Source organism: Streptomyces sp. NPDC001410, from assembly GCF_042895235.1.
GTDB lineage: Bacteria > Actinomycetota > Actinomycetes > Streptomycetales > Streptomycetaceae > Streptomyces.
Map to the genome: position 1 here is coordinate 120,802 of NZ_JBIAWE010000015.1, position 21,841 is coordinate 142,642.

A 21,841-nucleotide genomic window follows, 5' to 3' on the forward strand; every position below is an offset into this window, starting at 1 on the left:
CGGTCACCGGCCCCAGATCCTTCGGTAGCCGTCCCGGTAACCCGGTGGGTCCCAGGCCGTGGTGGCGTCGCTGTTGGCCGCCGTGGCCAGGTGGACGGGGGCGACATAGCCGCTGGCGGGCCGCCCCGCGTAGGCGCGGTTGAACTCGTCGATGATCTGCCAGCCCTGCAGGGACAGCGGCTCGGGGACCGTGGCCGCCTGATACTGCCGGGTCTCCACGCGCTGGAAGGCGGACGGGTCGCCGTCGCCGGCACCGATGTTGAAGGGCGGGCCGGATCCCTTCAGTCCGGCGGCCCGGAAGGCCGGGGCGGCATCGGCGAAGTACAGGTCGTTGATGGCGACGGAGTGCGTCCACCTGCTCCGGAAGCGGGAGAGGAGCGACGAGACCTCGCGCGGGGTACGGCTGCTCGCGTCCGCGATGGGGATGTTCGCGTACGCGAGCAGCCGCACGCTCGGGCAGGTGGCGAGCTCCTTGCGGATCAGCTCGGACTTGTCCTTGGCGAACGGGATCGAGGCGTCGGTGATGAGCACGACCCCGGCGTGGCCGTCGGAGTCCGCGATGACCCACTGCGCGCTGATGGCCGCCACGTCCTCGACGCGGGTCGTGACATTGGTGAACAGCGGGGGGCGGCGACTGGGGCCGGGGGCGGCGAGCGCGTGCCAGCCGACGAGCGGGATGTGTTGCGCGTCGGCCCGGGCGACCTGCTGGGAGGTCGAGTTGGGGTCGAAGCCTCCGATGACGATGCCCGAGGGTTTGAGGGTCACGGCCTGGCTCATGGCCGCCTGGATGCCGGCGGGGGTGCCTCCGCCGTCGATCACCCGGACCTTCCAGCCGATGACGCGCGCGGCTTCCCGTACGCCCTTCGCGGCGCCCGCGACTCCGGGATTGGTCATGGTCTGGGCGACGAAGACGATGTTCTTGCCGGACACCGCCCTGGGGCCGTTCGTGGGCCCGCCCCAGGGCATGTCCGTCTTCTCCGCCTGTTCCACCGCGGCCCGCGCCCTGGCGTGAACCGCGGGGCAGCCGGCCGGGCCGGTGGTGGCGCCTCCCTGCACGTCCGAGGAGCCGTGTGCGCAGCCGGCCAGGGTGGCTGCCGCCGCTGCCAGCAGGGCTGCGGCGGTGTACCGGGCCTTGACGAGGCCGCGGGTGGCCTTGCGGGTGCCGTGCACAGGAACTCCTCGCAGAAGCGGCGCGATCACGGGGGTGGGGGCGGCGCGGAGGGCAGGTCGCCGGCGGCCGCGGTGCCGGTGCGCAGGCGGCGGCGAGCGGAGTAGCCCGCCAGGCCGACGGCGAGGAGCAGGGTCCCGCCGTAGAACAGCGGGGTCGTCCAGAAGTCGCCGCCCAGCTGAGCGATGCCGGTGAGGCCGACGGCCAGCACCGCGACGGCGACGAGCGTGCCCAGGGCGTTGGGGCGGCCGGGTTTGACGGCCGTGGAGCCGAGCAGGGCGCCCGCGAAGGCGGGCAGCAGGTAGTCCAGGCCGACGCTCGGGTTGCCGACCTGCAGTTGGGCCGCGAGGAGGACCCCGGCGAAGCCGGTGATCAGCCCCGACGCGGTGAAGGCGTAGACGGTGTACTTGCGGGTCGGAATGCCGAGCAGGTCGGCGGCGCGCGGGTTGGATCCGACGACGTAGAGACTGCGGCCGAGCGGCAGCCGCTCCAGGACCAGCCAGAGGGCGGCTGCGAGGGCCAGCACGTAGAGGGCGGGTACGGGCAGGCCGAGGAACGTGGAGTCGTAGAGGTCGGTGAAGCCCGTGGGGAGTCCTCGGGGTCCGGGGACGATGCGGGCACCGCCGGTGACCCATCCGGTCACGGCGTACAGCATGCTGCCGGTTCCGAGCGTGGCGATGAAGGAGTCGATCTGCCCGAACTCGACGATGACGCCGTTGAGGACGCCCACGACGCCCGCTCCGACAAGTACCACGAGGCAGGCGAGCGGCCACGGCCAGTGTGCGTCGACGATGAGCTGCAGCACCATGACGTGCGCGAGACCGAGGACGTAGCCGATGGAGAGGTCGAACGCCCGGGTGACGATGGGGACCATGGCGGCGAGCGCCAGGATGGCCGGGATCGACTGGGTGGACAGGATCGAGTCGATGGTCTCCCGGGTGGGGAAGGTGCGGGGCAGGGCGAGGGAGAAGACCAGGAAGAGCAGGGCTGTCAGGGCCAGGAGGCCGTAGGCGGCGGCGAGGTGGCCGCCGGGTCGGTGCCGGGGCGGCCGGGGCGGGGCGGGCGAGGCGGTCACGAGGTGGTCGCGGATCCGGACTCGGGCAGGGCGGAGGCGGCTCGGGTGAGCCCGGAGACCGTCAGGCCCGCACCGCTCAGCTCGGCCGTCAGGGATCCGCGGACGAAGACCAGCGCGCGTCCGCAGACACGGGTGACCTCCTCGAAGTCGGTGGAGACGAGCAGGGCCCCGAGGCCGGCGGCGAGGGCCTGGTCGAGCAGGCGGTAGACCGTGGTGCGGGCGCCGATGTCCACGCTCGCCGTCGGCTCCTCGAGGATCAGCAGACGCAGGCCCGCGCGCAGCCACCGGCCGATCATGACCTTCTGCTGGTTGCCGCCGGACAGGACGGCGATGGGGGCCTCGCTGTCGCGCGGACGCACCGAGAAGCGGTCGATCAGGGCGGTGGCGTAGGCACGTTCCTGGCCGGGGCTGATCCAGCGCGACGTCGGCCGGCCGCCCGCGCTGGGGTTGGCCAGGAGGTTCTCCCGTACCGTCAGTTCGGCGGCGCAGCCCTCCCGTTGGCGGTCGGCACAGACGAGGCCGACGCCGAGGCGTACGGCGTCCGCGACGGTGCGGGGGTGGTAGGGCCGGCCGCCGAGGAGCACCCGCCCGGCGAGGATCGGCCTGGTGCCGGCGAGGGCCCGGCCCAGGTCCGTGTGTCCGGCGCCCGTCAGGCCGACCAGGCCCAGGACTTCGCCGGCCGCGAGTTCCAGGCTGACCGGTCCCACGCCAGGGGTGCGGACACGGTCGAGGGTCAGGACGGCCGGACCGCCGGCACGGACTGCGGCGGGGTGGAAGTCGGTCGGCTCCGCACCGACGATGTCGCGCACCAGGCGGGCGGGGCTGTGGCCGGCCACCGGGCCGTGGCTGACCAGGCGGCCGTCGCGCAGGACGGCGAAGGTGTCGGCGACCTCGTACACCTCGTCGAGGCGGTGGGTGACGTAGAGGATGCCGTGCCCTCGGTCGCGCAGGGCGTGCAGGACGCCGAAGAGCCGGGCGCAGTCCACCGCGGGGAGACGGGCGGTGGGCTCGTCGAGGACGATGAGCTTCGCCCGGGCGGCGAGGGCTCGGGCGATGGCGACCAACGAGCGTTCGGCCGGGGCCAGTTGGGCGACGGTCGCCTCGGGGTCGAGATGCGCCGCGACGATCCGCAGGGCTTCGGCGCACTGCTCCCTGGTGCGCCGCCAGGAGATCAGCCCGGCGCGGCGCGGGTATCCGGTGCTCAGCGCGATGTTCTCGGCGACCGTCATCCACTCCACCAGACCGAGGTCCTGGTGGATGAAGGACATGCTGCGGGAGGCTTCCCGGGTGCCGAGCGGGTGCCCGGCCACGGTGATCTGCCCCGCGTCGGCGTGGTGGACGCCCGCGAGCACCTTGATGAGGGTGGACTTTCCGGCGCCGTTGGGGCCGAGGAGGGCGAGGACGCTGCCGGCCCGGACGTCGAGGTCGACCCCGGCCAGCGCGAGGGTTCCGCCGAAGCGCTTGCCGAGCCCGCGGACACGGACCAGGGGTGGAGCGTCGGGCACGGACATCTCCGGAGATTCGGCCTGGCTGGTTCATCCCATACGCACAAAGGATACTAACGGGGCAAATCACGGAATTCCGGGTCAGTCGGCCGTCAGGCCGCGTCCAGCGCGCATTCGGCCCAGATGACCTTGCCCTGGGTGGTGTAGCGGGTGCCCCAGCTCTGCGACAGCTGCGCCACGAGGAACAGTCCGCGGCCGCCCTCGTCGGTACTGGCCGCCCGGCGCAGGTGCGGGGCGGTGTTGCTGGTGTCGGAGACCTCGCAGATCAGGTTGTGGGCGTGCAGCAGCCGTACCCGGATGGGCCCGGCGCCGTGCCGGACGGCGTTCGTGACCAGCTCGCTGAGGATCAGCTCCGCGGCGAACGCGGTCTCGTCGAGTCCCCAGTCGGCCAGCTGTCGTACGGCGTCCGCGCGGACCTCGCCGACGAGGGCCGGGTCGGCGGCCAGGTCCCAGGTGGCGATCCGGTTCCGGTCCACGGCGTGGGTACGGGCGACCAGCAGGGCGATGTCGTCGTAGGGGTGGTCGGGCGCCACGAGATCCAGCACGGTCTGGCAGGCCTCGTCCGGTGTGTGCTCGGAGTGCGCCAGGGCGCCGCGGAGGTGGTCGAGCACCTCGTCGACGTCGCGGTCCCGGTCCTCGATGAGTCCGTCGGTGTACAGGACCAGCTGGCTGTCCTCCGGCAGGTGGACCTCGGCCGTCTCGAAGGGCAGGCCGCCGAGGCCGAGCGGGGGCCCGGCGGGCAGGTCGGGGAACGAGACGGTGCCGTCGGGGCCGACCAGCGCGGGTGGGGGGTGGCCGGCGCGGGCCATGGCGCACTGCTGCGTGGTCGGGTCGTAGACGGCGTACAGACAGGTCGCTCCGATGATGCCGAAGTCCTCGGACTCGGGGTCCTCCCGGTCCAGGCGTCCCACGACGTTGTCGAGATGGGCGAGGACCTCGTCCGGCGGGAAGTCGAGTTCGGCGAAGCTGCGTGCGGCGGTGCGCAGGCGCCCCATGGTGGCGGCGGAGAGCATGCCGTGGCCCACGACGTCGCCGACGAAGAGGCCGACGCGCGTGCCGGAGAGGGGGATGACGTCGTACCAGTCGCCGCCCACGTCGGACTCGGCGGGCAGATAGCGGTGGGCGACGTCGACGGCGTCCAGATCGGGCAGCTCGTGCGGGAGCAGGCTGCGCTGCAGGGCCAGGACCATGGCGCGTTCGTGGGTGTACTGCCGGGCGTTGTCCATGGACAGGGCGGCGCGCGAGGCGAGCTCCTGGGCCAGCGAGCGGTCGTCGTCGCCGAAGGGGGCCGGGTCCTGCGAGCGGTAGAAGCTGGCGACGCCCAGGACGACGCCGCGGGCGACCAGGGGGACGGTGATGAGGGAGTGGACGGCGGCCAGCAGCTGTCCGGTCAGCTCGGGATCCTGGGCGAGCCAGTCGGCGGCGACCTTCAGGTCCGGTTCCAGCACCGCCTGCCCGCTGACCAGGCAGCGCAGCTGCGGCGTGGTCGGGCCGAAGTCGATCCGCTTGTCGACCGGGCTGAAGGGCAGGTCGTCGCGGATGCCGCGCACCACCGTACGCTTCAGCTCGCCGAGGGGGTCGGCGGACTCCTCGCCGCGCAGCACGGACTCGGGCAGGTCGATGGTGACGAAGTCGGCCAGCCGTGGAATGGCCGTCTCGGCGAGTTCCTCGGCCGTGCGGCGCACGTCCAGGGTCGTGCCGATGCGGGCGCTGGCCTCGGAGAGCAGCTCCAGGCGGCGGCGCGCGGCCAGGGCGTACTCCCCCACCGTCGGCTCGCCCACCAGCACGAGCCCGCTCGCCAGCGGCCGGGAGTCCGCGGGAAGGTCCGGCTCCCCGGCGGGGGCTGCGGGGTAGGCGGGGTAGGCGGGGTAGGCCCGCTCACGGTCGGCGCCGCCCTGGGCCGGCGCGGCTCCGGCACGGCGATCGGGCACCGGGCCGACGTGGAGACGGTCCGGCACGAGGAGGACAGGACGGTCTCGGGGCGGCCGGAGGAAGGACAGGGCGGCGGGCCGGGCGCTTCCGACAGCGTCGTCTGCTCGGCTCGGGACGGCGCCGGGCGGCCGGGACGCGGGGCCGGTCAGGACGGCTTCGATGGCGATGCCCTCCACCCCGGAGGCGCTCGTCGTCGGCCTGCTCACGAGCGTGACCCGCCGGCCGTCGGACAGGCGCAGCTCCACGGCGCCCCGCTGTGCGCAGGAGATCAGTTCGGTGGCCTTGTCCAGGAGAACGGCCCGGTCGGCGGGGTGCAGCTCGGGGGCCAGCTCGTCGACGCCGATGCGGGTGTGCGGCCCCGCGGCGGCATCGGCCCGGGCGTCCAGGTACGACCGCAGCAGCGCACGCTCGCGCATGGAACTCTGCCCGAGCAGCCGCCGTTCGACGGCCTCGGCCGCCTTGCGGATCACGGTGGCGAGCGCCGGGTTCTCGGCGCCGCGCGGATAGCCGAAGCAGAGGACGCCTTCGATGCGCCCGCTGAGCGGGTCGCGGACGGGAAGTGCACGGCAGGCGTTGCCCTGGGAGCGCTCTGCGAAGTGCTCGGCGCCGTAGACCCGGATGAGTTGACGCTCCGCCAGCGCGAGACCGATGCCGTTGGTTCCGGCGTACCGCTCGGCGAACACGAATCCCGGGACGCGCTGGAACGCGGGGAGGGTTCTGACCATGGACGCGTCGCCGAAGCGGCGCATGAGGACGATCCCCCGCGCGTCGGCGACGGAGATGTTCATCTGGCTGCCGGCGAATCTGGACTGCAACCGGTCGAGCACCGGAATCGCAGCACGGACGAGCCTGCTGTCCGGATCGAAATCCGTCCGGAAGGGGAGATCGGCCTGGTCCGGCGAGAGCCCCAGGGACCGGGAGCGCTGCCAGGAACCCAGGATCGGTGACCGTACGCCTCCCTCGACCGCCTCCCCCTCCAGGAACCGCTCACGGGTACGGACGGGCCCTGCCCCGCCGGTCGCACGCCCCCAGGGCGTCGGTTCCCCGCCGGACCGCACCACGCCTCGCCTCGCTCGCACTCGCATCAATCGCAATTCACCTAAACCCGGCATTGACGAGAATACGGTCATAACGGTCATGAGTCATGGCGCGCCGAGACGGTCACGCTCAGTGACACATCGGGACGGTCCGTCCACGACCGCGCTCGCGTGACATCCGTGCCGACACGGGTACCCGGTCATCGTGGATGTGGCTCATGAGTGCCCGAGCTGAGACGAAGCACACGATCCGGGTCGGCGGCCGGAGCGTGCCGTTGTCGAACTCCGACAAGGAGCTGTTCCCGGACGACGGAATCACCAAGGCCGAACTGATCGACTACTACCGGACCGTGGCGCGCCCGATGCTGACCCACCTGAGGAACCGTCCGTTGGCCATGGAACGCCATCCCGACGGATACCAGGGAACGTCCTTCTTCCACAAGGACGTTCCGGACTACTTCCCCGACTGGATCCACACCGTTCGGGTGCCCAAGGAGGGCGGCAGCCTCACCATGGCGGTCTGCGACGACACGGCCACCCTGGTCTACCTGGCCAACCAGGCGTGCATCACGCCGCACCCGTGGCTGAGTCCCGCGAACTGCCTGGACTGTCCGGACCGCCTGGTGTTCTACCTCGACCCTCCCGACGGCGACGGCGACGGCGACGCTTTCGAGACCGTACGGTGGAGTGCCCGACAGTTGGGTGACCTGCTCACCGAACTCGGGCTGCACCCCGCGCTGATGACCACCGGATCCCGCGGCCTGCATCTGCTGGTCCTGCTCGACCGGCGCACCGACTTCGACACCGCCCGGCACTTCGCCCGGCGAGTCGCCGACACGCTCGCGGAACGCCACAGCGACCGGCTGACCACCGAGCCGCGCAAGAACAAGCGCCGGGGCCGTCTGTACCTGGACACCCAGCGCAACGCCTACGCCCAGACCTCGGTCGCCCCCTACGCCGTACGCGCCCGCCCGCACGCTCCGGTCGCCACTCCGCTGGACTGGGAGGAACTCGACGAGCCGGGGCTGGGCCCGCGCCGGTGGACGCTGCGCACCCTCCCCGAGCGCCTGAACAGGTACGGCGACCCCTGGAAGGGACTGAGTCGCTGCCGACGCTCCCTCACCAGGGCAGAACGGCGCCTGGACGACCTCACATGAAGCGGCAGGAGGTGATCGCGAGCCTTGACCGACCCCTTTCGGTGTGGACGCGCAGTTCGAGAGTGCACTCGGGAGCGGAGCATGAGACTTTCCTTCCTCGAACCCCTGTACAAGCAGACGGGCCCTTTCGCATCGGTCTACCTGGACACCTCCCGCGACAGGCTCATCGAGGATCCCGACGCCGCCATAGAACTGCGCTGGCGGCGTCTGCGAGCCACCTCGACCTCCGAGGGGGCCGACCCTGACTCCCTCACCGCGGCAGCGGAGGCCGTGGGCAGCGACACCGGCATCCCCGGCACCCACGGGCAGGCGGTGTTCACCGCGCACGGCCGGCTGGCCCTGCTGGACGAACTGCCCGACCCACCCGCACGGGACACCGCGCACTTCGGAACGCTGCCGGACACCCTGCCCCTGGTCGTCCAGCACTCCCCCCAGATCCCTTACGTGGTGGTGCACGTGCACTACAGCGGCCGTCACTCCACCGACGCACCGGGCACCGTGCGGATCGAGGCCGAGATCGGCCATTGGCCCCTGACCAAGGTCACGCCAGGGCACCGCCTCGACGAAGAGATCCCGGTGGCCGACTGGCTGAACGCCGCCGAGGCGCCGAGGCAGTGGTCGTGGCGGGAGACGTGTGGGCCCGCGGCATTCTCGTCCGCCGCCTTCCCCCCGCCCTGCGCGGACGGGTCTTCACCCTGGAGGGCGCCGGCGAGTCCCGGCCAGGACGAGCACTGCTGGAGTACCGGCTCGAAATCCTCTTCAGCGGACGCATGGCCGAGCACGACCGGTCCCTGCTGGCAGCCTTCCTCGCCCAGCGCGCACACGGCGGAGCGTCGGCCGAAGGCCTTGCCCCAGCCGTGTCCGCACTGCAACGCGGCCGGGTCAAGGCCCTCTTCCTCAACAACCACCCCGAGTCGCCGCTTCGCCTGTGGGCCGGCCAGGAGCCCGGCCAACTGGCCCTCACCGAACAGGAACTACGCTCCTACGGCCTCCAGGACGTCCGCGAGGAGCGTGCCGACGCGGTGCTCACCCGCGCCCTGGTCGGCACCCGGGCCGAGCTCGTCCTCGTGCCCGAACAGCAGGTGAGGCTGCACGAGGGCGTGGGCGTACTGCTCCGCTACGCGGAACCGGCACCCCGCTTCTGACCCCTGTCGGTCAGGATGGTCCAGTTGCCCGCCGTCAACACCGCGGTGCAGGCCTGGGCCGCACGCCACCACGACGCGCTCGCCCTCACGGGACGCGCAGCGGCCGCCGGTGCCATGGCCGGCCGTGACGGTTCGCGGGGTCGCCGACCCAAATCGGCCGCGCCCACTCCTGCTGGACCGCGCCTGACGCTCGGGCCTGAACTCACTGGCGGGCGCTCCGCTCGCGTCGCAGTCGGCGAACCACGGCCAACAGGTCCAGGGCTGCCACGAGGGTGACCGCCGCGCAGAGAGAGGCGAGGGTGAGCAGAGCACCACGGTCGGGGCTGCCGTCTGTTCGGGAGTGCGCTGCCCATACGCCGAACAGGACGGCTGCCCCGGCGAACAGGGGCAGGAAGACGCCGCTCAGCAGCAGGCGCAGGTGCACCGCGCTCCGGGCGGTGACCGGCTCGGTACCGGTCCGCGGGTAGCGGCCGCCGATCATTCCGGAGCGCGCCCGCGTCTGCCGCCGAGTACGCTCGCGAGGCTCATGGCTCACGGGGTTCCTCACACCGGTCGGCTCAATCCGGCGGTTCCGTCTCGGTCCCGCCGTCTTCACCGCCGTCTCCGCTTCGTTCGTCCGGGCCGGGGGAAGGTTCCCTCACCTCATCCGGTATGTCCTCCGTGGGCGGAGGGTCCCGCGGGACGGGACCGGGCGAGTCCGGTTCCTTGCCCTGCGTCGCGTTCCGATGGCGGTGCGCATGCCCTTCGGATGCGCCGGCGAGTGCGAGGACGGGGTGACCGAGGAGCAACCGGATTCGGGGGTGGTCAAGAATCAGGAATCGGAGAGGCATCGATGTACTCCTGTGGACGGGGGTTCTGTCACGCCGGCCCCGGCGGCGGCCAGCACCTCGTCGGCCAGCGGTTTGTCGAGAGCCGCGTGGACGAGGCCGTCAGCCAGGCGGGGCATCTCGCGGCGGGCGACGAGGCCGCTCAGCTTTTCGGGCGAGGCCGGCAGCCCGAGCCGTCGGGCGCCGTCCAGGGCCTTTCGGTCGATGTACGGTGCGAACTCAGGCCACACTCCTTGGACGTCGCGCAGGAAGATGTCGGCCCCCGTGGGCCCGATCCCGGGTATGTCCAACAGGGCCTTCTTCGGGTCGGGTTCCTCACGCAGACGACGCAGATCGCCGTCGTACCGTTCGAGCAGCAGCTCGGCTCCCTTGCCGAGCATGGTGGAGGTGCGTTCGTCGTAGCGGCGGTAGCCGCCCTCGCCGAGCGCGTCGACGCGTTCTTGCCAGGATGCGTCCGCCATCGAGCGCGGGTTGCGCAGCCCCGCGTCGAACAGTGCTCTGGCTGCCGCCACCGCGATGTCGGCCCTGATACGGGCACTGAGGAGTATCGCGAGCACGAGCATCTGGTACAGCGGCGCCGGGGTGTTGCGCAGCCGGATACCGGCCTGCGCCGGATATGTGCTCCGCTGTCGGTCGAGCAGTGCGCGCACCACCGCTTCGTCCGCCGCGCCGGTCGGCTTCTCGCCGGACGTCCTATCGGTCTTCGTAGTCATGGCCGGTCACCGATTCCCCTGTCGAGCTCCGACTACCCGTCCGGCCCGCAACGATGCGGCGGCTTGTCACCAGCAGTAGGACCGGGAAATGCCCCGGCGCTGTGTGAACCGCTGCATTGCAGGTACTCGAACGGGAAGGACGACTTCCTGAGGGGATGAATCTGATGCTGTTCCTCGGACTGCTCCTCCTCGTGGGCAGCGGTGCCTTCACCGCCTTGGTCATCGCCGGCAATCTGTCCGGCGGCCCGGACTACGCCGTGTCGGTACTCGGTCATCACATCGCCACCCTGAGCCCGCTCGGGATCTTCTGCTCCGGCCTCGCACTGGCCCTCGTCTTCTGTCTCGGCCTGGTCCTCATGGCCGGCGGAGCGACACACCAGCGGCGAGGAACCCACGCCCGCGCGGGACGCATGGCACGACCCCGGTCGGCCCGATGAGGGACCGGACACGAAGGCGGGCTTCTTCAAGCAGGCGGGTCTCTTGAAGAGGAAACAGCTGTCGCACGCCGTCCCGGCCGCAATCTGACGATGCCTCCGCTCGACTCGCGGCCGCCCCGTTCGAGGCGCACGATGGACTCAGGGGAATTCCGCCCCGCGAGCCGGTGACAGGCCGTGGGGCCGGCCGAGGAACAGCCATGACCCACACCGAGCTTCAGCCGGGCGGCTTCGAATCGGAGAACCATCCTTGGAAGATCCGCCTCGTCAAACATCCGAAGCGGTTTGAATCGTCGCACTTCGTCGCCGCCAAGAAGACGGCTCACGCGATCCTGCGCGCCATGGACGACCAGGACCTGCCCTACGGGCCCAGACCCGTCGATCCGGGGGCGGGACCGAACGGTGCCGAGCACTGGGAGATGCACCACGGCGGCAGCCTGTGGGTCAAAGGACGCGACCGCTGGCTGATGTACCGCGCCCGGGTCGGCATCGAGTGGAGCATGCAGTTCTGCGCCGACCCCGCGAAGGTGGACCGGCTCCGGCAGGAGGCCGCCGAGCTGGTCGACGCCTTCCCGCTCACGCTGCCCGCCCTGGCGGAACTGGGCTATGGACGCGCCGAGGAGCTGCTGCGCACGCCGATCGAGGACGCCGACGGGGTCGAGGCCTGGACCGACTCCCTGTTCAACTCCTGTGTGCCGCTGAGCCGTGCGCACCACCAGGGGATCCTGCCCAAGGTGCCGGGTGAACACCACTATCCCTGGCCCGTGAAGGGCGCGGACTTCGTCCGGTTCGACGACTTCCAACTCTGGGTGACTCTGCCGGACGGCACCCACGGTGCCGTCACCCCGGTGGACCGCCGCGGCTCCGGCGACGGACACGTCCGCCTGACCTTCGTGCCCGAGGGCAGCGAAGCCGCCGCGACGATAGCGGAGGCACAGAACCTCGGGCTGATGGCGGTCCTGCCGGCCAACAGCAACGTGGCCATGCAGGCCTTCGCCCGGCAGATCACCCCGGGCCGGCACACCGCAGCCGGTCCTCTGTGGCACGGCGGACCCACTTCCGGCTAGCAGGGAGGTCGGCATGTCTCGCGCGATCGTCGTCTGCCTCGACGGGACGGGCAACCAGGTGGGCGCGAGCCATCCCACCAACGTGGTCAGGTTGGTGGAGATGCTGGACGCGGACGATCCGGCACGGCAGCTCGTCTACTACGACCCCGGCGTCGGGACCATGTCGTCGGCCACCGCCCACGGACCGGTGACCCGCCGGCTCTCCCGCCTGTGGGGGCTCGCCTTCGGCGGCGGACTGCGGGCCAATCTGGCCGAGGCGTACACCTACCTCATGCGGCACTGGCAACCGGGCGACCAGGTCTACGTGTTCGGCTTCAGCCGCGGCGCCTACACCGCCCGGGCGCTCGTCGGGATGCTCAACAAGCCCGGCCTCATGCGTCCGGGCTCGGAGAACCTGGTGCCGTACGCCGTGGCGAAGTACTCCTTCAACCAGGACATCGACCGGAGCGAGAAGGAGGTGGCGCGGTTCTCGCACGCGTTCTGCCGACGCACGGAGAACGAGCCGCTGTGGCCGGAGGTGAAGAAGAACAATCCGCGGCAGGTCTCCCACCATGCCCTGCCCGTGGCCTACCTCGGCGTCTGGGACACCGTGAAGGCGGCCGGCCTGCTGCGGCTGGGCAATCTGCAGTGGCCGTACACGCACCAGTTGCCGAACGCGGCCCGCATCCGGCATGCCGTGTCGCTCGACGAGACCCGCCGCCCCTACCGCGAGTTCCTGGTGACGCCCCGCCCTGCGCCGCGTCAGGACACCGCCGAAGAGGTGTGGTTCACGGGGGTGCACTCCGATGTCGGCGGCACCTTCGCGCATGCCGAGGACGACCCCCTGCTCTCCACGATCCCGCTCAAGTGGATCACCGACGGCGTCACCCAGGACCTGGTGTTCCGGCCCCAGGCCTACGGCACGACCTGCGCGGTCACCGACGACTTCGCCGGCGCCCCGGTGCACGACAACGGCCTGCTGTGGATCCTCGCGGGCCGGCGCTCCCGTCCCCTGCCCGACGGTGCCCTGCTGCACGCCAGCGTCAGGCTGCGCCGGGAGCGGGATCCCGGGTACCGCCCGGACCTGCCCGGCCCGCAGGAGCCGGGCCGCTGGGCCGACCTCGACTGGACCAAGCCGGAACCACCGCCCGGCGGCTGAGAGCCGCCCGCACTGGGGCATGGAGTTCGCCTACTTCTCGCTGCGGCTGTGGCGCGGGCACCGGCTGCGCGGCCTCGCCCCGGGCCAGGGTGGCGGCGCCCGGTCGGCAGGCGTCAGTCGCCCGGCCGGCCCACCTCCCTGTCCGGCAGGTAGCTGGCCAGGCCGCGCAGGATGATCTCGACGCCGATGTCGAACCGCTCGTCGGAGGAGTCCGTCACCATCAGCCCGGACAGGGCCCGCAGATGGGGGAAGTCCGCTTCGGGCAGGGACGCGAAGTAGTTCTGCATCTCCTCGGCCATCTCGCGCCAGTCGGGGCGGGCCAGGGACGAGCCGTCGCCGCCGTGCTGGTCGGCCCGGTCCTCCCACATGCCCTCCTCCAGGACGAATCCGTCGATGTAGGTGGAGATGAGGTCACCGGCCTCCGCCGCGATGCGGTCGGGCAGCCCGGCGGTGCGGAAGACGGCGAGCAACGCCTCGACGTGCGGCAGCAGTTCGGCGGTGAAGGGGACGTGGGCCATGGAGATCCTGGCCATGTCCCGGTGGGACCGCAGGCGCTGCCGTCCGGAGCGGGCGTAGTCCCGCACCTGCTCCTGCCACCGCTCCGGGTCGGCTTCGGGCATTTCGAAGCCGTCGAAGAGCCGGGTGTACATCAGCTCCAGGAGGTCGTCCTTGGAGCTGACGTGGGCGTAGAGGGCGGAGACCGTGACCCCCAGCTCGGCCGCGACCTGACGCATCGACAGCCCGTCGAGTCCCTGGCGGTCCAGCACGGTGAAGGCGGCCTCGACGACCCGCTCGCGCGACAGTGGTGCGCGCGCGGGGGCGACGCGGGCGCGCGCGGGGCGCTCGCGCTCCCAGGGGGACGGCGGAGGGGTTGCGGGGGTGTCGGCCGCGTCGGTCATGAGGACAGTCTAGGCGCAGAGAGAACAGTGTTCACCTTCTACTAGCTGCAGCGCGCCGTTCGAACACGATATATCTTGTCCGGCGGTCAGCTTTGCGCTATATCTTAATGAACACCGTTCTCCAGGTGAGCACTGTTCTGTTAAGGTGAACAGTGTTCTTCCGTCAGGACAGTCACATCCATCCGTCCCACCGCGCCCGCGGGTCCTCACCGCGGCGCGGTCCATGTGCGAGGAGTTCCGATGTCCACCACCGGTGTCGCGTCCGTCGAGACGCCCACCGACTCGCCAGCGCCCTACCGGTGGCGCTGGGCTGCGCTCTTCGTGATCCTCGCGGCCGAGGTGATGGATCTCCTCGACGCAGTCGTCACGAACATCGCCGGCCCCTCCATGCGGGCCGACCTCGGCGGCGGCGCCTCCACCCTGCAGTGGCTCGCCGCCGCGTACACGCTCTCGATGGCCGTCGGCCTCGTCACCGGAGGGCGGCTCGGGGACATTCACGGGCGCCGCCGGATGTTCCTGGTCGGGGCCGCCGGCTTCACCCTGGGCTCGCTGCTGTGCGCGATATCCGTGTCACCCGAGATGCTGATCGGCGCACGTGTCGTCCAGGGCCTGTTCGGCGCGGTGATGCTGCCGCAGGGCCTCGGCATGATCAAGGAGATGTTCCCGCCGAAGGAGTCGCAGAAGGCGTTCGGCATGTTCGGCCCGGTCATGGGGCTGTCCGCGGTGTGCGGGCCGATCCTGGCGGGCTGGCTGGTGGACGCCGACTACTTCGGCACCGGCTGGCGGATGATCTTCCTGATCAACCTCCCGCTGGGTGCCGCGGCCTTCCTCGGCGCCCTGCGCTACCTGCCGAGGGGCCGCTCCGAGACCAAGCCGCGCCTCGACATCCCCGGCATGCTCCTGGTCTCGCTGGCCGCGCTGTTCATCATCTTCCCGCTGGTCCAGGGCCGCGAGTACGACTGGCCCGCGTGGACGTTCGTGATGATGGCCGCCTCGGTGGTCGTGTTCGTCGCCTTCGCCGCGTACGAATCGCGCCGCAGCAAGGACGGCCGGGACCCGCTGGTCGTCCCCAGCCTGTTCCGCAAGCGCGGGTTCAGCGGCGGCATGACCCTCGGGCTGGTCTTCTTCTCGACCATGCAGGGCTTCATGCTGGTCTTCAACCTCTACACCCAGATCGGCCTGGGCTATTCGCCGCTCAAGGCCGGCCTGGTGATGGTGCCCTGGTCGGGCGGCATGATCGTCGGCTTCGGGATCGCCCAGGGTGTCGCCCGGTTCGGGCGGGCCGTACTGCAGGCGGGCACGCTGGTCATGGCGCTCGGCGTGTTCGGCGTGTGGCTGACCCTCGACATGGTCGGCAGCGGCGTCGGCCCCTGGCAGCTCCTGCCCTCCCTGCTCGTCACCGGCATCGGCATGGGCCTGCTCATGGCGCCGTTCTTCGACATCGTGCTCGCCAGTGTCGAGCAGCACGAGACGGGTTCGGCGTCCGGCACGATGACCGCGATGCAGCAGCTCGGCGGCGCCTTCGGCGTGGCCATCCTCGGCACCGTGTTCTTCGGCCTGCTGGGCGGCGGGATCGCCACCGCCGTGGACCACCGCTCGGACGGTCTGCGGGGCCAGTTGGCCGCCGCGCACGTCGCGCCCGCCGCTCGGGACCGCATCGTGACGGACCTGCGTGCGTGCGCCTCGGACCGCGCCGTCGCCAAGGATCCCGCCGCGACCCCGGCATCCTGCACGCGCCTGGAGAAGGACACCCGGTCCGCCGTGACCTCGCCTCAGGCCGGGGCCCGGATACCCGCAGCGCTCAAGTCCACCGCGTCGTCGGCCTTCCAGAGCGGTTTCGGCTCCGTCATGAAGACGGTGCTGTGGATCGTGGACGGCATGCTCGCCCTGACCTTCCTGCTCGCGTTCCTTCTGCCGCGCCACGCGCGCCCCGAGGAGTCCGCCGGGCACTGAGTCGCGGCCGCGTCGGCACCGCGAAGTACGGCCGCCGGCCCCCTCCTCAGGGGTGCCCGGCGGCCGTCCCGTTTCCGAGGTGGCCGCGCCGAGACGGCCTGTCACCGGATGCGCCCGCTCCCGTACAGTCCGTGGTGCCGACGCTCCATCACGCCCACGCCCGTCGGTTGACCAGGAGAGGAACCATGGACACCGAAGCCAGTCCCGACTCCCTTGCCCGCCTTCCCGGAACGGGGCGGCCGGTTCCCGAAGCCGACCCCGGGCTCGTGGAGCGGTGGCGTTCGGCGGGAGGCGAACTGGTCGACCTGCTGGCCCAGGTGCGGGAGCAGCTCGGCGGGGTCGCCGCATTCCGCCTCGGGCCGGCGCCCACCGTTCTCGTCACCGATCCGGAGGCCGTCCAGCACGTCCTCGCCCGGCACCCGGACCGGTACGTCAAGCGCTCCCACCGCGCCCGGCTGCTGATCGGCGGCGGTGTCCTCGCCGCCACCGGCACGGCGTGGAAGCAGCAACGCCGCCTGTTGCAGTCCCAGTTCACCGGCATCGGGATGCGCCGCTACGAACAGCGGATCATCGGGGCCGCCCGGACCACCGCCGAGCGCTGGAGCGGGTATGCACGTACCGGGCAGACTCTCGATGTCGCAGGGGAGATGCGCCGCTTCGCCCTCGACGCCATCTGGCGCTCGCTCACCGGGCACCCTCTGGACGACGGAACCGAGCACGAACTGGCCGCCGTGGCAGCCGTGGCGGCCGCCCTTCCGACGCTGCCCGCCGATGCCACCGGCGCCGAGGGTGCCGTCGCCGCCGATCTCGCCAGGATCGACGCGGTCGCCCGGCACGCGATCGAGGCCGCCCGCGGCGGGTCGGTCGGCCCAGACGGCCCGGGCCTGCTGCAGGTGCTGGTCGAGGCCTCCACCGAGCGCCCCGAGTACACCGACCGGCTGATCCGCGACGAACTGGTCACGCTGCTCGTGGCCGGGCACGAGACCACCGCCAGCACCCTGACGTGGCTCTATCTGCTCCTCGACCGACACCCCGCCGCCCGCGGACAGGCTCTCGCCGCCGGCGCCGAAGGCTCGGCCGAGCGCCGCCAGGCCATCCAGGCCCTGGTGCACGAGACGCTCCGGCTCTACCCCTCCGCCTGGATCCTGCCCCGCCACGCCACCGAGGACGACACCCTCGCCGGCTACGCCGTCGAGGCGGGCACCGACATCCTGACCTGCCCGTATCTCACGCACCGCGATCCCGAACTGTGGCCGGATCCCGAGCGCTTCGACCCCCGGCGCTTCCTCACTCCGGACGGCCGCCCCACCCACCCGGGCGCCTACTTCCCCTTCGGTATCGGCGCCCGCGCCTGCCTCGGTCTGCAGTTCGCGCTCCGCGAGTCGACCATCCTGCTCGAACACCTGCTCCCGGCCCACACCCTGACGTTCTCCTCCACCCCCACGAAGGCGGCGTACGGCATCACCGTCCGCCCCGACGGCCCCACCCCGGCGACGCTGGAAGCTCCACGCGGCTGACGTTTCCTGGAGACCTGGACGATTCAGGATCAGGTCGGCCCGCGTTCACCCGGTGGATCCGGACGACTTACGCTACGACTTCGCCGATGCCCTCACGGCAGGACCCGCACCGTCCCGAAAGGACGAGCCCCGTGCTCACGTCGTACGCAGCCCACTTCGACACGCCCGCCGGGTATCTCGACTTCGCACGGTTCGGTCCGCCGTCGCGGGACGCCGTAGCCGCCACTGCGCGAGCCATGGAGGAGTCCGCCGGCGCCGACCACACCACCGTGGACGGTCTGATGGGCGCCGAGGGGGTCGCGCGGGACACGGCCGCCCGGCTCGCGGGCACGGACGCCCGGCACACCGTGCTGCTCCCCAACGCGTCCACCGGTCTGTTCCACGCCGCTCTCGGCATCCGGGAAGGTGTGGTCCTCGCGCCGCGCACCGACTTCCCGGCCAACCACTATCCGTGGCGCCGCACGGCGGACCTGGGCCGGGCCACGCCGCGCTGGCTCGACCCGGCGCCCGGCGGCGGGGTCACCCCCGACCTGGTCCGCGCCGCGCTGACCGACGACGTCGTCGCCCTGTCCGTCAGCGCCGTGGACTTCCGCACCGGCTTCCGTGCCGACCTGGCGGCGCTGCGCGAGGCGATCGGACCGGACCGGCTGCTGATCGTGGACGCCATCCAGGCGTTCGGCGTGGCCGGGATGCCCTGGGACGCGGCCGACGTGCTGGTCGCGGGCGGTCAGAAATGGCTGCGCGCGGGATGGGCCACCGGCTTCGCGACGCTGTCCGATCGCGCGCTGGAATCCCTGGAGCCGGTCCTCACCGGCTGGACGGGCGTCGAGGACGTCGGCCTCTTCGACGGAGCGGAGCACCCGCCCGCCCCGGACGCGCGCCGATGGTCGATCACCAATCTCAGCCCGGTGACGGCCGCCTCGTTCGCGGCCGCACTGGACCTCGTCGAGCGGCACACCGTCGCGGCGATCGAGGCCGCGATCGCCACGCGGATCGCCGAACTCATCGACGTCGTCCAGGAGTACGGCGGCCGGATCCTCTCCCCCACCGACCCGGCGCGGCGCGCGGGCATCCTCTCCTTCACGATGCCGGACCACGATCCGTCCCTGGTCGCGAAGTCCTTGCACGCCGAGGGTGTCACTCCGACGGTGCGCACCGACTCGCTCAGGCTCTCCCCGCACGCCTCGACCCCGCCGGAGGCGTCCGACCGGGTCGCTGCCGCGCTGTCGTCGCTACGGAACTGACCCCGGCCGGCGGGACGATCTCCCTCTTTCCCCCGTCTCCCCTCTCCTGTTCGGGCTGCGACCTCACTCGAACGCTTCCGCCTTGCGCAGTTCTGCCACCCTGGCATCGTCGTAGCCGAGGTCCCGAAGCACGGACTCGGTGTGTTCGACCAGGTCAGGTGCCATGCGCGCCGGAACCTTCCGCTCGTGGTCGAGCCGCACAGGGCTGTCGATCGTCAGGTGCGGCTCGGCGCTGCCGTCCTCGATCGGAACGAGGATCCGGTTGGCCACGAGCTGGGGATCGTGGGCGAACTCGTCGAGCGTCTGGACGACTCCGTAGGTGAGACCCGCGGAGTCGAGCAGCTCACGCCACTCGGCCGGCGAGCGGGTCGCGAACGTCTTGTCCAGCACGCCGGCGAGCGGTGCTGCCGACCGGAACGAGGGGCTGGGCCCGGTCAAATGGCCGTCCGCGCACAGCCATTCACGCCCCGCCCCGGCTACCGCGCGGCCATGGGCGCGGAGTGGAGTTCGCGTACCAGTTGCGGGGTGAGCAGTTCGCCGGCGCGGTCCGCGAGGACGGCCATTTCGTAGCCGACCAGACCGACGTCGCATCCCTCCGCCGCCAGGACGCCGAGGCAGCTTCCGTCGCGGATGCGGCCGACCATGAGGAAGCCGCCGAGCATCTCGATCATGACGAGTTTCATGCCGTGGAAGCCGTGCGCCGTCGCCGCGTTCTGGGCGAGGCTGGTGATGCCGGAGACGACGGCGGCGAGGTGGTCGGCGCGGTCTCGGCCGAGGCTGTCCGAGGCGGCCATGAGCAGGCCGTCGGAGGAGACGGCGACGGCGTCGGTGACGCCGTCGGCGGTGCGGACGAACTCCGAGATGAGCCAGCCGAAGCTCTGGACGGCGGTGGTCATGATGACGCTCCTTGAGTGGTGCGGGCCTCGCCACGGGCGACACCTGCTCTGAAGCCGTTGAGCAGGGAGGAGACGGCGGGCCGGGCGGGCTGAGGTGAGGCGGCGGGATCCTGCTCGGGGGCGAGCAGGATCCCGGGGAGGGCGAGGAGTGCGGACAGGCCGCCGCCGGTGGTGTCGAAGAGGTGGACCTGGGTGCCTTCACCGAGGCGGTGGGCGAGTCGGCCGACGACGAGGTGGCCGAGGAACCGGGTGGGCGCCGCGAGGAGGGCCTCCTCCCCGGATCCGGAGAAGCGGGCTTGGGCGCGTTCCTTGTCGGCTTCGGACATGCCGACGCCGTGGTCGACGACGGCGAAGCAGTATGTGTCGTCCTCGGTGTCGTACCAGCCGTGCACCTCGACGGGTTCGGTCGGCGGCGAGAAGGTCAGCCCGTTCTCGATGAGTTCGGCAAGGAGATGAACGACATCGGCGACGGCGTGTCCGCGCACCCGCACCGGCTCCACGGGCGCGATCAGCACCCTCCGGTACTGCTCCACCTCGGCGACGGCGGACTGGACGACTTCCAGGCCGTCGGCCGGTGCCGCGGTGGGCCGCGGCGGATTCTGCCCGGCGAGGACCAGCAGATTCTCGGCGTTGCGCCGCATACGGGTGGCAAGGTGGTCGAGCTCGAAGAGCTCGGCGAGGGCGTCCGGGTCGAGTTCCTGCCGTTCCAGACGGGTGATGAGAGCGAGTTGACGACGCACGAGGTTCTGGTTGCGGCGACCGAGATTGGCGAGCGACTCGGTGGTGTTGCGGCGCAGGCCGGCCTGCTGGGCCGCGAGGTGGAGGGCGGTGTGCTCCACCTGGTGCAGGGAGGCTGCGACCTCGACGATCTCCGTCACGCCGCCCAGCAGCCGCGCATCGCGCTGGTCAGGGGCGTCCGCCACCAGGAGCAGCTCCATGTGGTCCTGCGGGGCCTGTTGGATACGGGCGACGGTGGCGGGCAGCCGGTGCCGTGCCACGTCGTGGGCGGTCTCGGTGAGCGCACCGAGCGGGCGCGTGAGGGAGCGGGAGGCGAAGGCCGCGAGGCCCGCGAGAAGGGCGGCCACGAGCGTCCCCGCGACGAGGTAGGCGGCAAGGCCCGTCTCGGCGTCGTGGCTGAGCCGGTCGGCCCGGTCCCGTACGTCGTGACCGACCGACAGCTGGACGGCGTACAGGTCGTCGACGAGCACGGTCATCGCGTTCCACCAGGTGCCGGGGTCGGCACGCAGTGCGGAGCCGTCGGGGGCGTCGTCCGCCCGGTCCTCGTAGGCGATGGCGCGTCGGGCGTCCGCGGTTGCGAAGGCCCGTTCCAGGGCCGCGCGCTGAGGTGCGGTGGCGACGTGCCGGAAGCGGGCCAGGGCGGCGACGCGCGTGGCGCGCACCTCGGTGAAGGTGAGGTACTCGCGGCCGTGGAAGGCGCCTTCGGCGAACACGCCGTTGAGGAGCCCGCGTTCGAGAGCGACGGACTCCTTGGCCGCGGCCAGCTCCCGCAGTGCCGCGAGCCCGTCGCCCAGTCGGCGGTCGGCGCGGGTCGCGGTCTCCGCGACCGGGTCGACGGCGTCGAGGGCGTTGACGGCGTCGGTGTAGAAGGTGAGGGTCGCCGTCCTGTCGGCGGTGCCCCGGTCGGCAGCGGCACGGATGTCGGCGAGACGCCCCAGGTTCCGTCGGACGACGCCCTCGACGGCGCTGTCACCCCGCATGGCGCGCAGCGTCGTGTCCACGCGTGTGCGGGTGGCGTCCAGCGTGGGACGGAAGGCCTTCTCGCCTCCCAACAGACCGTTGGTCAGGCCGCGTTCGCGTTGCAGCTGGTGCACCAGGGCCTGGATCCGCAGGCTGAGACCGACCTCGGTACGGGTCGTGCGGGCATCGCCGAGGTCCTCGACGCGGTCGTGGACCGCGAGACCCGCCACCGCCAGCAGCAGGCAGATCGGGACCGTGATGACCACCGCCACCCTGCCCCTGATGCTGCGCCAGCCCGGCATCGGCCGCCTGCCCGGAGCAGTTCGGCCGTGGTGGCGGCTCCCTGAACTGCTCTTGTCCAACCTGCGCTTGTCCAACCCGCCCTTGCGGATTGCGCCAAGCCTGCCGAGCAGCGGCCGTAACGGCTCCCACACCC

The 21,841-nt window shown here is 71.7% G+C and carries 18 protein-coding genes; 8 read left to right on the forward strand and 10 right to left on the reverse strand.

Going from position 1 to position 21,841, the window contains the following annotated elements; all coding sequences use genetic code 11:
* Nucleotides 1-3: 3 nt before the first annotated feature.
* The 4 genes from ACFY3C_RS30525 to ACFY3C_RS30540 all read right to left on the reverse strand — a co-directional run bounded on the left by ACFY3C_RS30525 (nt 4) and on the right by ACFY3C_RS30540 (nt 6,765).
* The gene (locus ACFY3C_RS30525) at nt 4-1,170 is read right to left on the reverse strand and encodes a substrate-binding domain-containing protein (RefSeq protein WP_390773043.1); all 1,167 of its coding nucleotides are present in this window, start codon (nt 1,168-1,170) and stop codon (nt 4-6) included.
* Nucleotides 1,171-1,196: 26 nt separating this feature from the next.
* On the reverse strand, nt 1,197-2,243 hold the full coding sequence (locus ACFY3C_RS30530; RefSeq protein WP_390773044.1) for an ABC transporter permease: 1,047 nt from the start codon (nt 2,241-2,243) through the stop codon (nt 1,197-1,199).
* Entirely contained in the window at nt 2,240-3,754 is a 1,515-nt protein-coding gene (locus ACFY3C_RS30535; RefSeq protein ID WP_390773045.1) for a sugar ABC transporter ATP-binding protein, read from the reverse strand. Before ACFY3C_RS30535 ends, ACFY3C_RS30530 begins: the two co-directional genes overlap by 4 nt.
* An 86-nt stretch (nt 3,755-3,840) precedes the next feature.
* On the reverse strand, nt 3,841-6,765 hold the full coding sequence (locus tag ACFY3C_RS30540) for a SpoIIE family protein phosphatase (RefSeq protein WP_390773046.1): 2,925 nt from the start codon (nt 6,763-6,765) through the stop codon (nt 3,841-3,843).
* 170 nt (nt 6,766-6,935) lie between these two features.
* On the opposite strand from ACFY3C_RS30540, the gene ligD reads away from it, so the two are divergent.
* Both ligD and ACFY3C_RS30550 read left to right on the forward strand, forming a co-directional pair.
* On the forward strand, nt 6,936-7,874 hold the full coding sequence (gene ligD / locus ACFY3C_RS30545; protein WP_390773047.1) for a non-homologous end-joining DNA ligase: 939 nt from the start codon (nt 6,936-6,938) through the stop codon (nt 7,872-7,874).
* A gap of 620 nt (nt 7,875-8,494) precedes the next feature.
* Nucleotides 8,495-9,019: a hypothetical protein gene (locus ACFY3C_RS30550; protein ID WP_390773048.1), complete on the forward strand. Its 525-nt coding sequence runs from the start codon at nt 8,495-8,497 to the stop codon at nt 9,017-9,019.
* Nucleotides 9,020-9,221: 202 nt separating this feature from the next.
* Here ACFY3C_RS30550 and ACFY3C_RS30555 read toward each other — a convergent pair whose 3' ends face one another.
* On the reverse strand, nt 9,222-9,554 hold the full coding sequence (locus ACFY3C_RS30555) for a DUF6343 family protein (protein ID WP_390773049.1): 333 nt from the start codon (nt 9,552-9,554) through the stop codon (nt 9,222-9,224).
* A 276-nt stretch (nt 9,555-9,830) separates the two neighbouring features.
* A complete protein-coding gene (locus ACFY3C_RS30560; protein WP_390773050.1) occupies nt 9,831-10,559 on the reverse strand; it encodes an endonuclease in 729 nt (242 codons plus the stop codon).
* A gap of 155 nt (nt 10,560-10,714) precedes the next feature.
* Here ACFY3C_RS30560 and ACFY3C_RS30565 point away from each other — a divergent pair, with 155 nt between their 5' ends.
* From ACFY3C_RS30565 to ACFY3C_RS30575, 3 genes are all read left to right on the forward strand, one after another.
* Entirely contained in the window at nt 10,715-10,996 is a 282-nt protein-coding gene (locus ACFY3C_RS30565; protein ID WP_386575398.1) for a hypothetical protein, read from the forward strand.
* A 164-nt stretch (nt 10,997-11,160) separates the two neighbouring features.
* Nucleotides 11,161-12,060: a DUF6424 family protein gene (locus tag ACFY3C_RS30570; RefSeq protein WP_390773051.1), complete on the forward strand. Its 900-nt coding sequence runs from the start codon at nt 11,161-11,163 to the stop codon at nt 12,058-12,060.
* Nucleotides 12,061-12,073: 13 nt separating this feature from the next.
* Complete coding sequence (locus ACFY3C_RS30575) at nt 12,074-13,198, forward strand: DUF2235 domain-containing protein (RefSeq protein WP_390773052.1); 1,125 nt, start codon at nt 12,074-12,076, stop codon at nt 13,196-13,198.
* A gap of 113 nt (nt 13,199-13,311) precedes the next feature.
* Here the strand turns inward: ACFY3C_RS30575 and ACFY3C_RS30580 are convergent, their stop codons facing one another.
* The gene (locus ACFY3C_RS30580; protein WP_390773053.1) at nt 13,312-14,097 is read right to left on the reverse strand and encodes a TetR/AcrR family transcriptional regulator; all 786 of its coding nucleotides are present in this window, start codon (nt 14,095-14,097) and stop codon (nt 13,312-13,314) included.
* A gap of 240 nt (nt 14,098-14,337) precedes the next feature.
* On the opposite strand from ACFY3C_RS30580, the gene ACFY3C_RS30585 reads away from it, so the two are divergent.
* From ACFY3C_RS30585 to ACFY3C_RS30595, 3 genes are all read left to right on the forward strand, one after another.
* Nucleotides 14,338-16,050, forward strand: a complete 1,713-nt coding sequence (locus tag ACFY3C_RS30585) for an MFS transporter (protein ID WP_390773054.1) — start codon at nt 14,338-14,340, stop codon at nt 16,048-16,050.
* 185 nt (nt 16,051-16,235) lie between these two features.
* Entirely contained in the window at nt 16,236-17,567 is a 1,332-nt protein-coding gene (locus ACFY3C_RS30590; protein ID WP_390773055.1) for a cytochrome P450, read from the forward strand.
* A 131-nt stretch (nt 17,568-17,698) separates the two neighbouring features.
* Nucleotides 17,699-18,811, forward strand: a complete 1,113-nt coding sequence (locus ACFY3C_RS30595) for an aminotransferase class V-fold PLP-dependent enzyme (RefSeq protein WP_390773056.1) — start codon at nt 17,699-17,701, stop codon at nt 18,809-18,811.
* A 63-nt stretch (nt 18,812-18,874) separates the two neighbouring features.
* Here the strand turns inward: ACFY3C_RS30595 and ACFY3C_RS30600 are convergent, their stop codons facing one another.
* The 3 genes from ACFY3C_RS30600 to ACFY3C_RS30610 are packed head-to-tail and all read right to left on the reverse strand — an operon-like array spanning nt 18,875 to nt 21,677.
* Entirely contained in the window at nt 18,875-19,402 is a 528-nt protein-coding gene (locus ACFY3C_RS30600; protein WP_390773057.1) for a CoA transferase, read from the reverse strand.
* Complete coding sequence (locus ACFY3C_RS30605; protein WP_386575390.1) at nt 19,288-19,707, reverse strand: roadblock/LC7 domain-containing protein; 420 nt, start codon at nt 19,705-19,707, stop codon at nt 19,288-19,290. Before ACFY3C_RS30605 ends, ACFY3C_RS30600 begins: the two co-directional genes overlap by 115 nt.
* Entirely contained in the window at nt 19,704-21,677 is a 1,974-nt protein-coding gene (locus tag ACFY3C_RS30610; protein WP_390773058.1) for a nitrate- and nitrite sensing domain-containing protein, read from the reverse strand. Before ACFY3C_RS30610 ends, ACFY3C_RS30605 begins: the two co-directional genes overlap by 4 nt.
* Nucleotides 21,678-21,841: the final 164 nt, after the last annotated feature.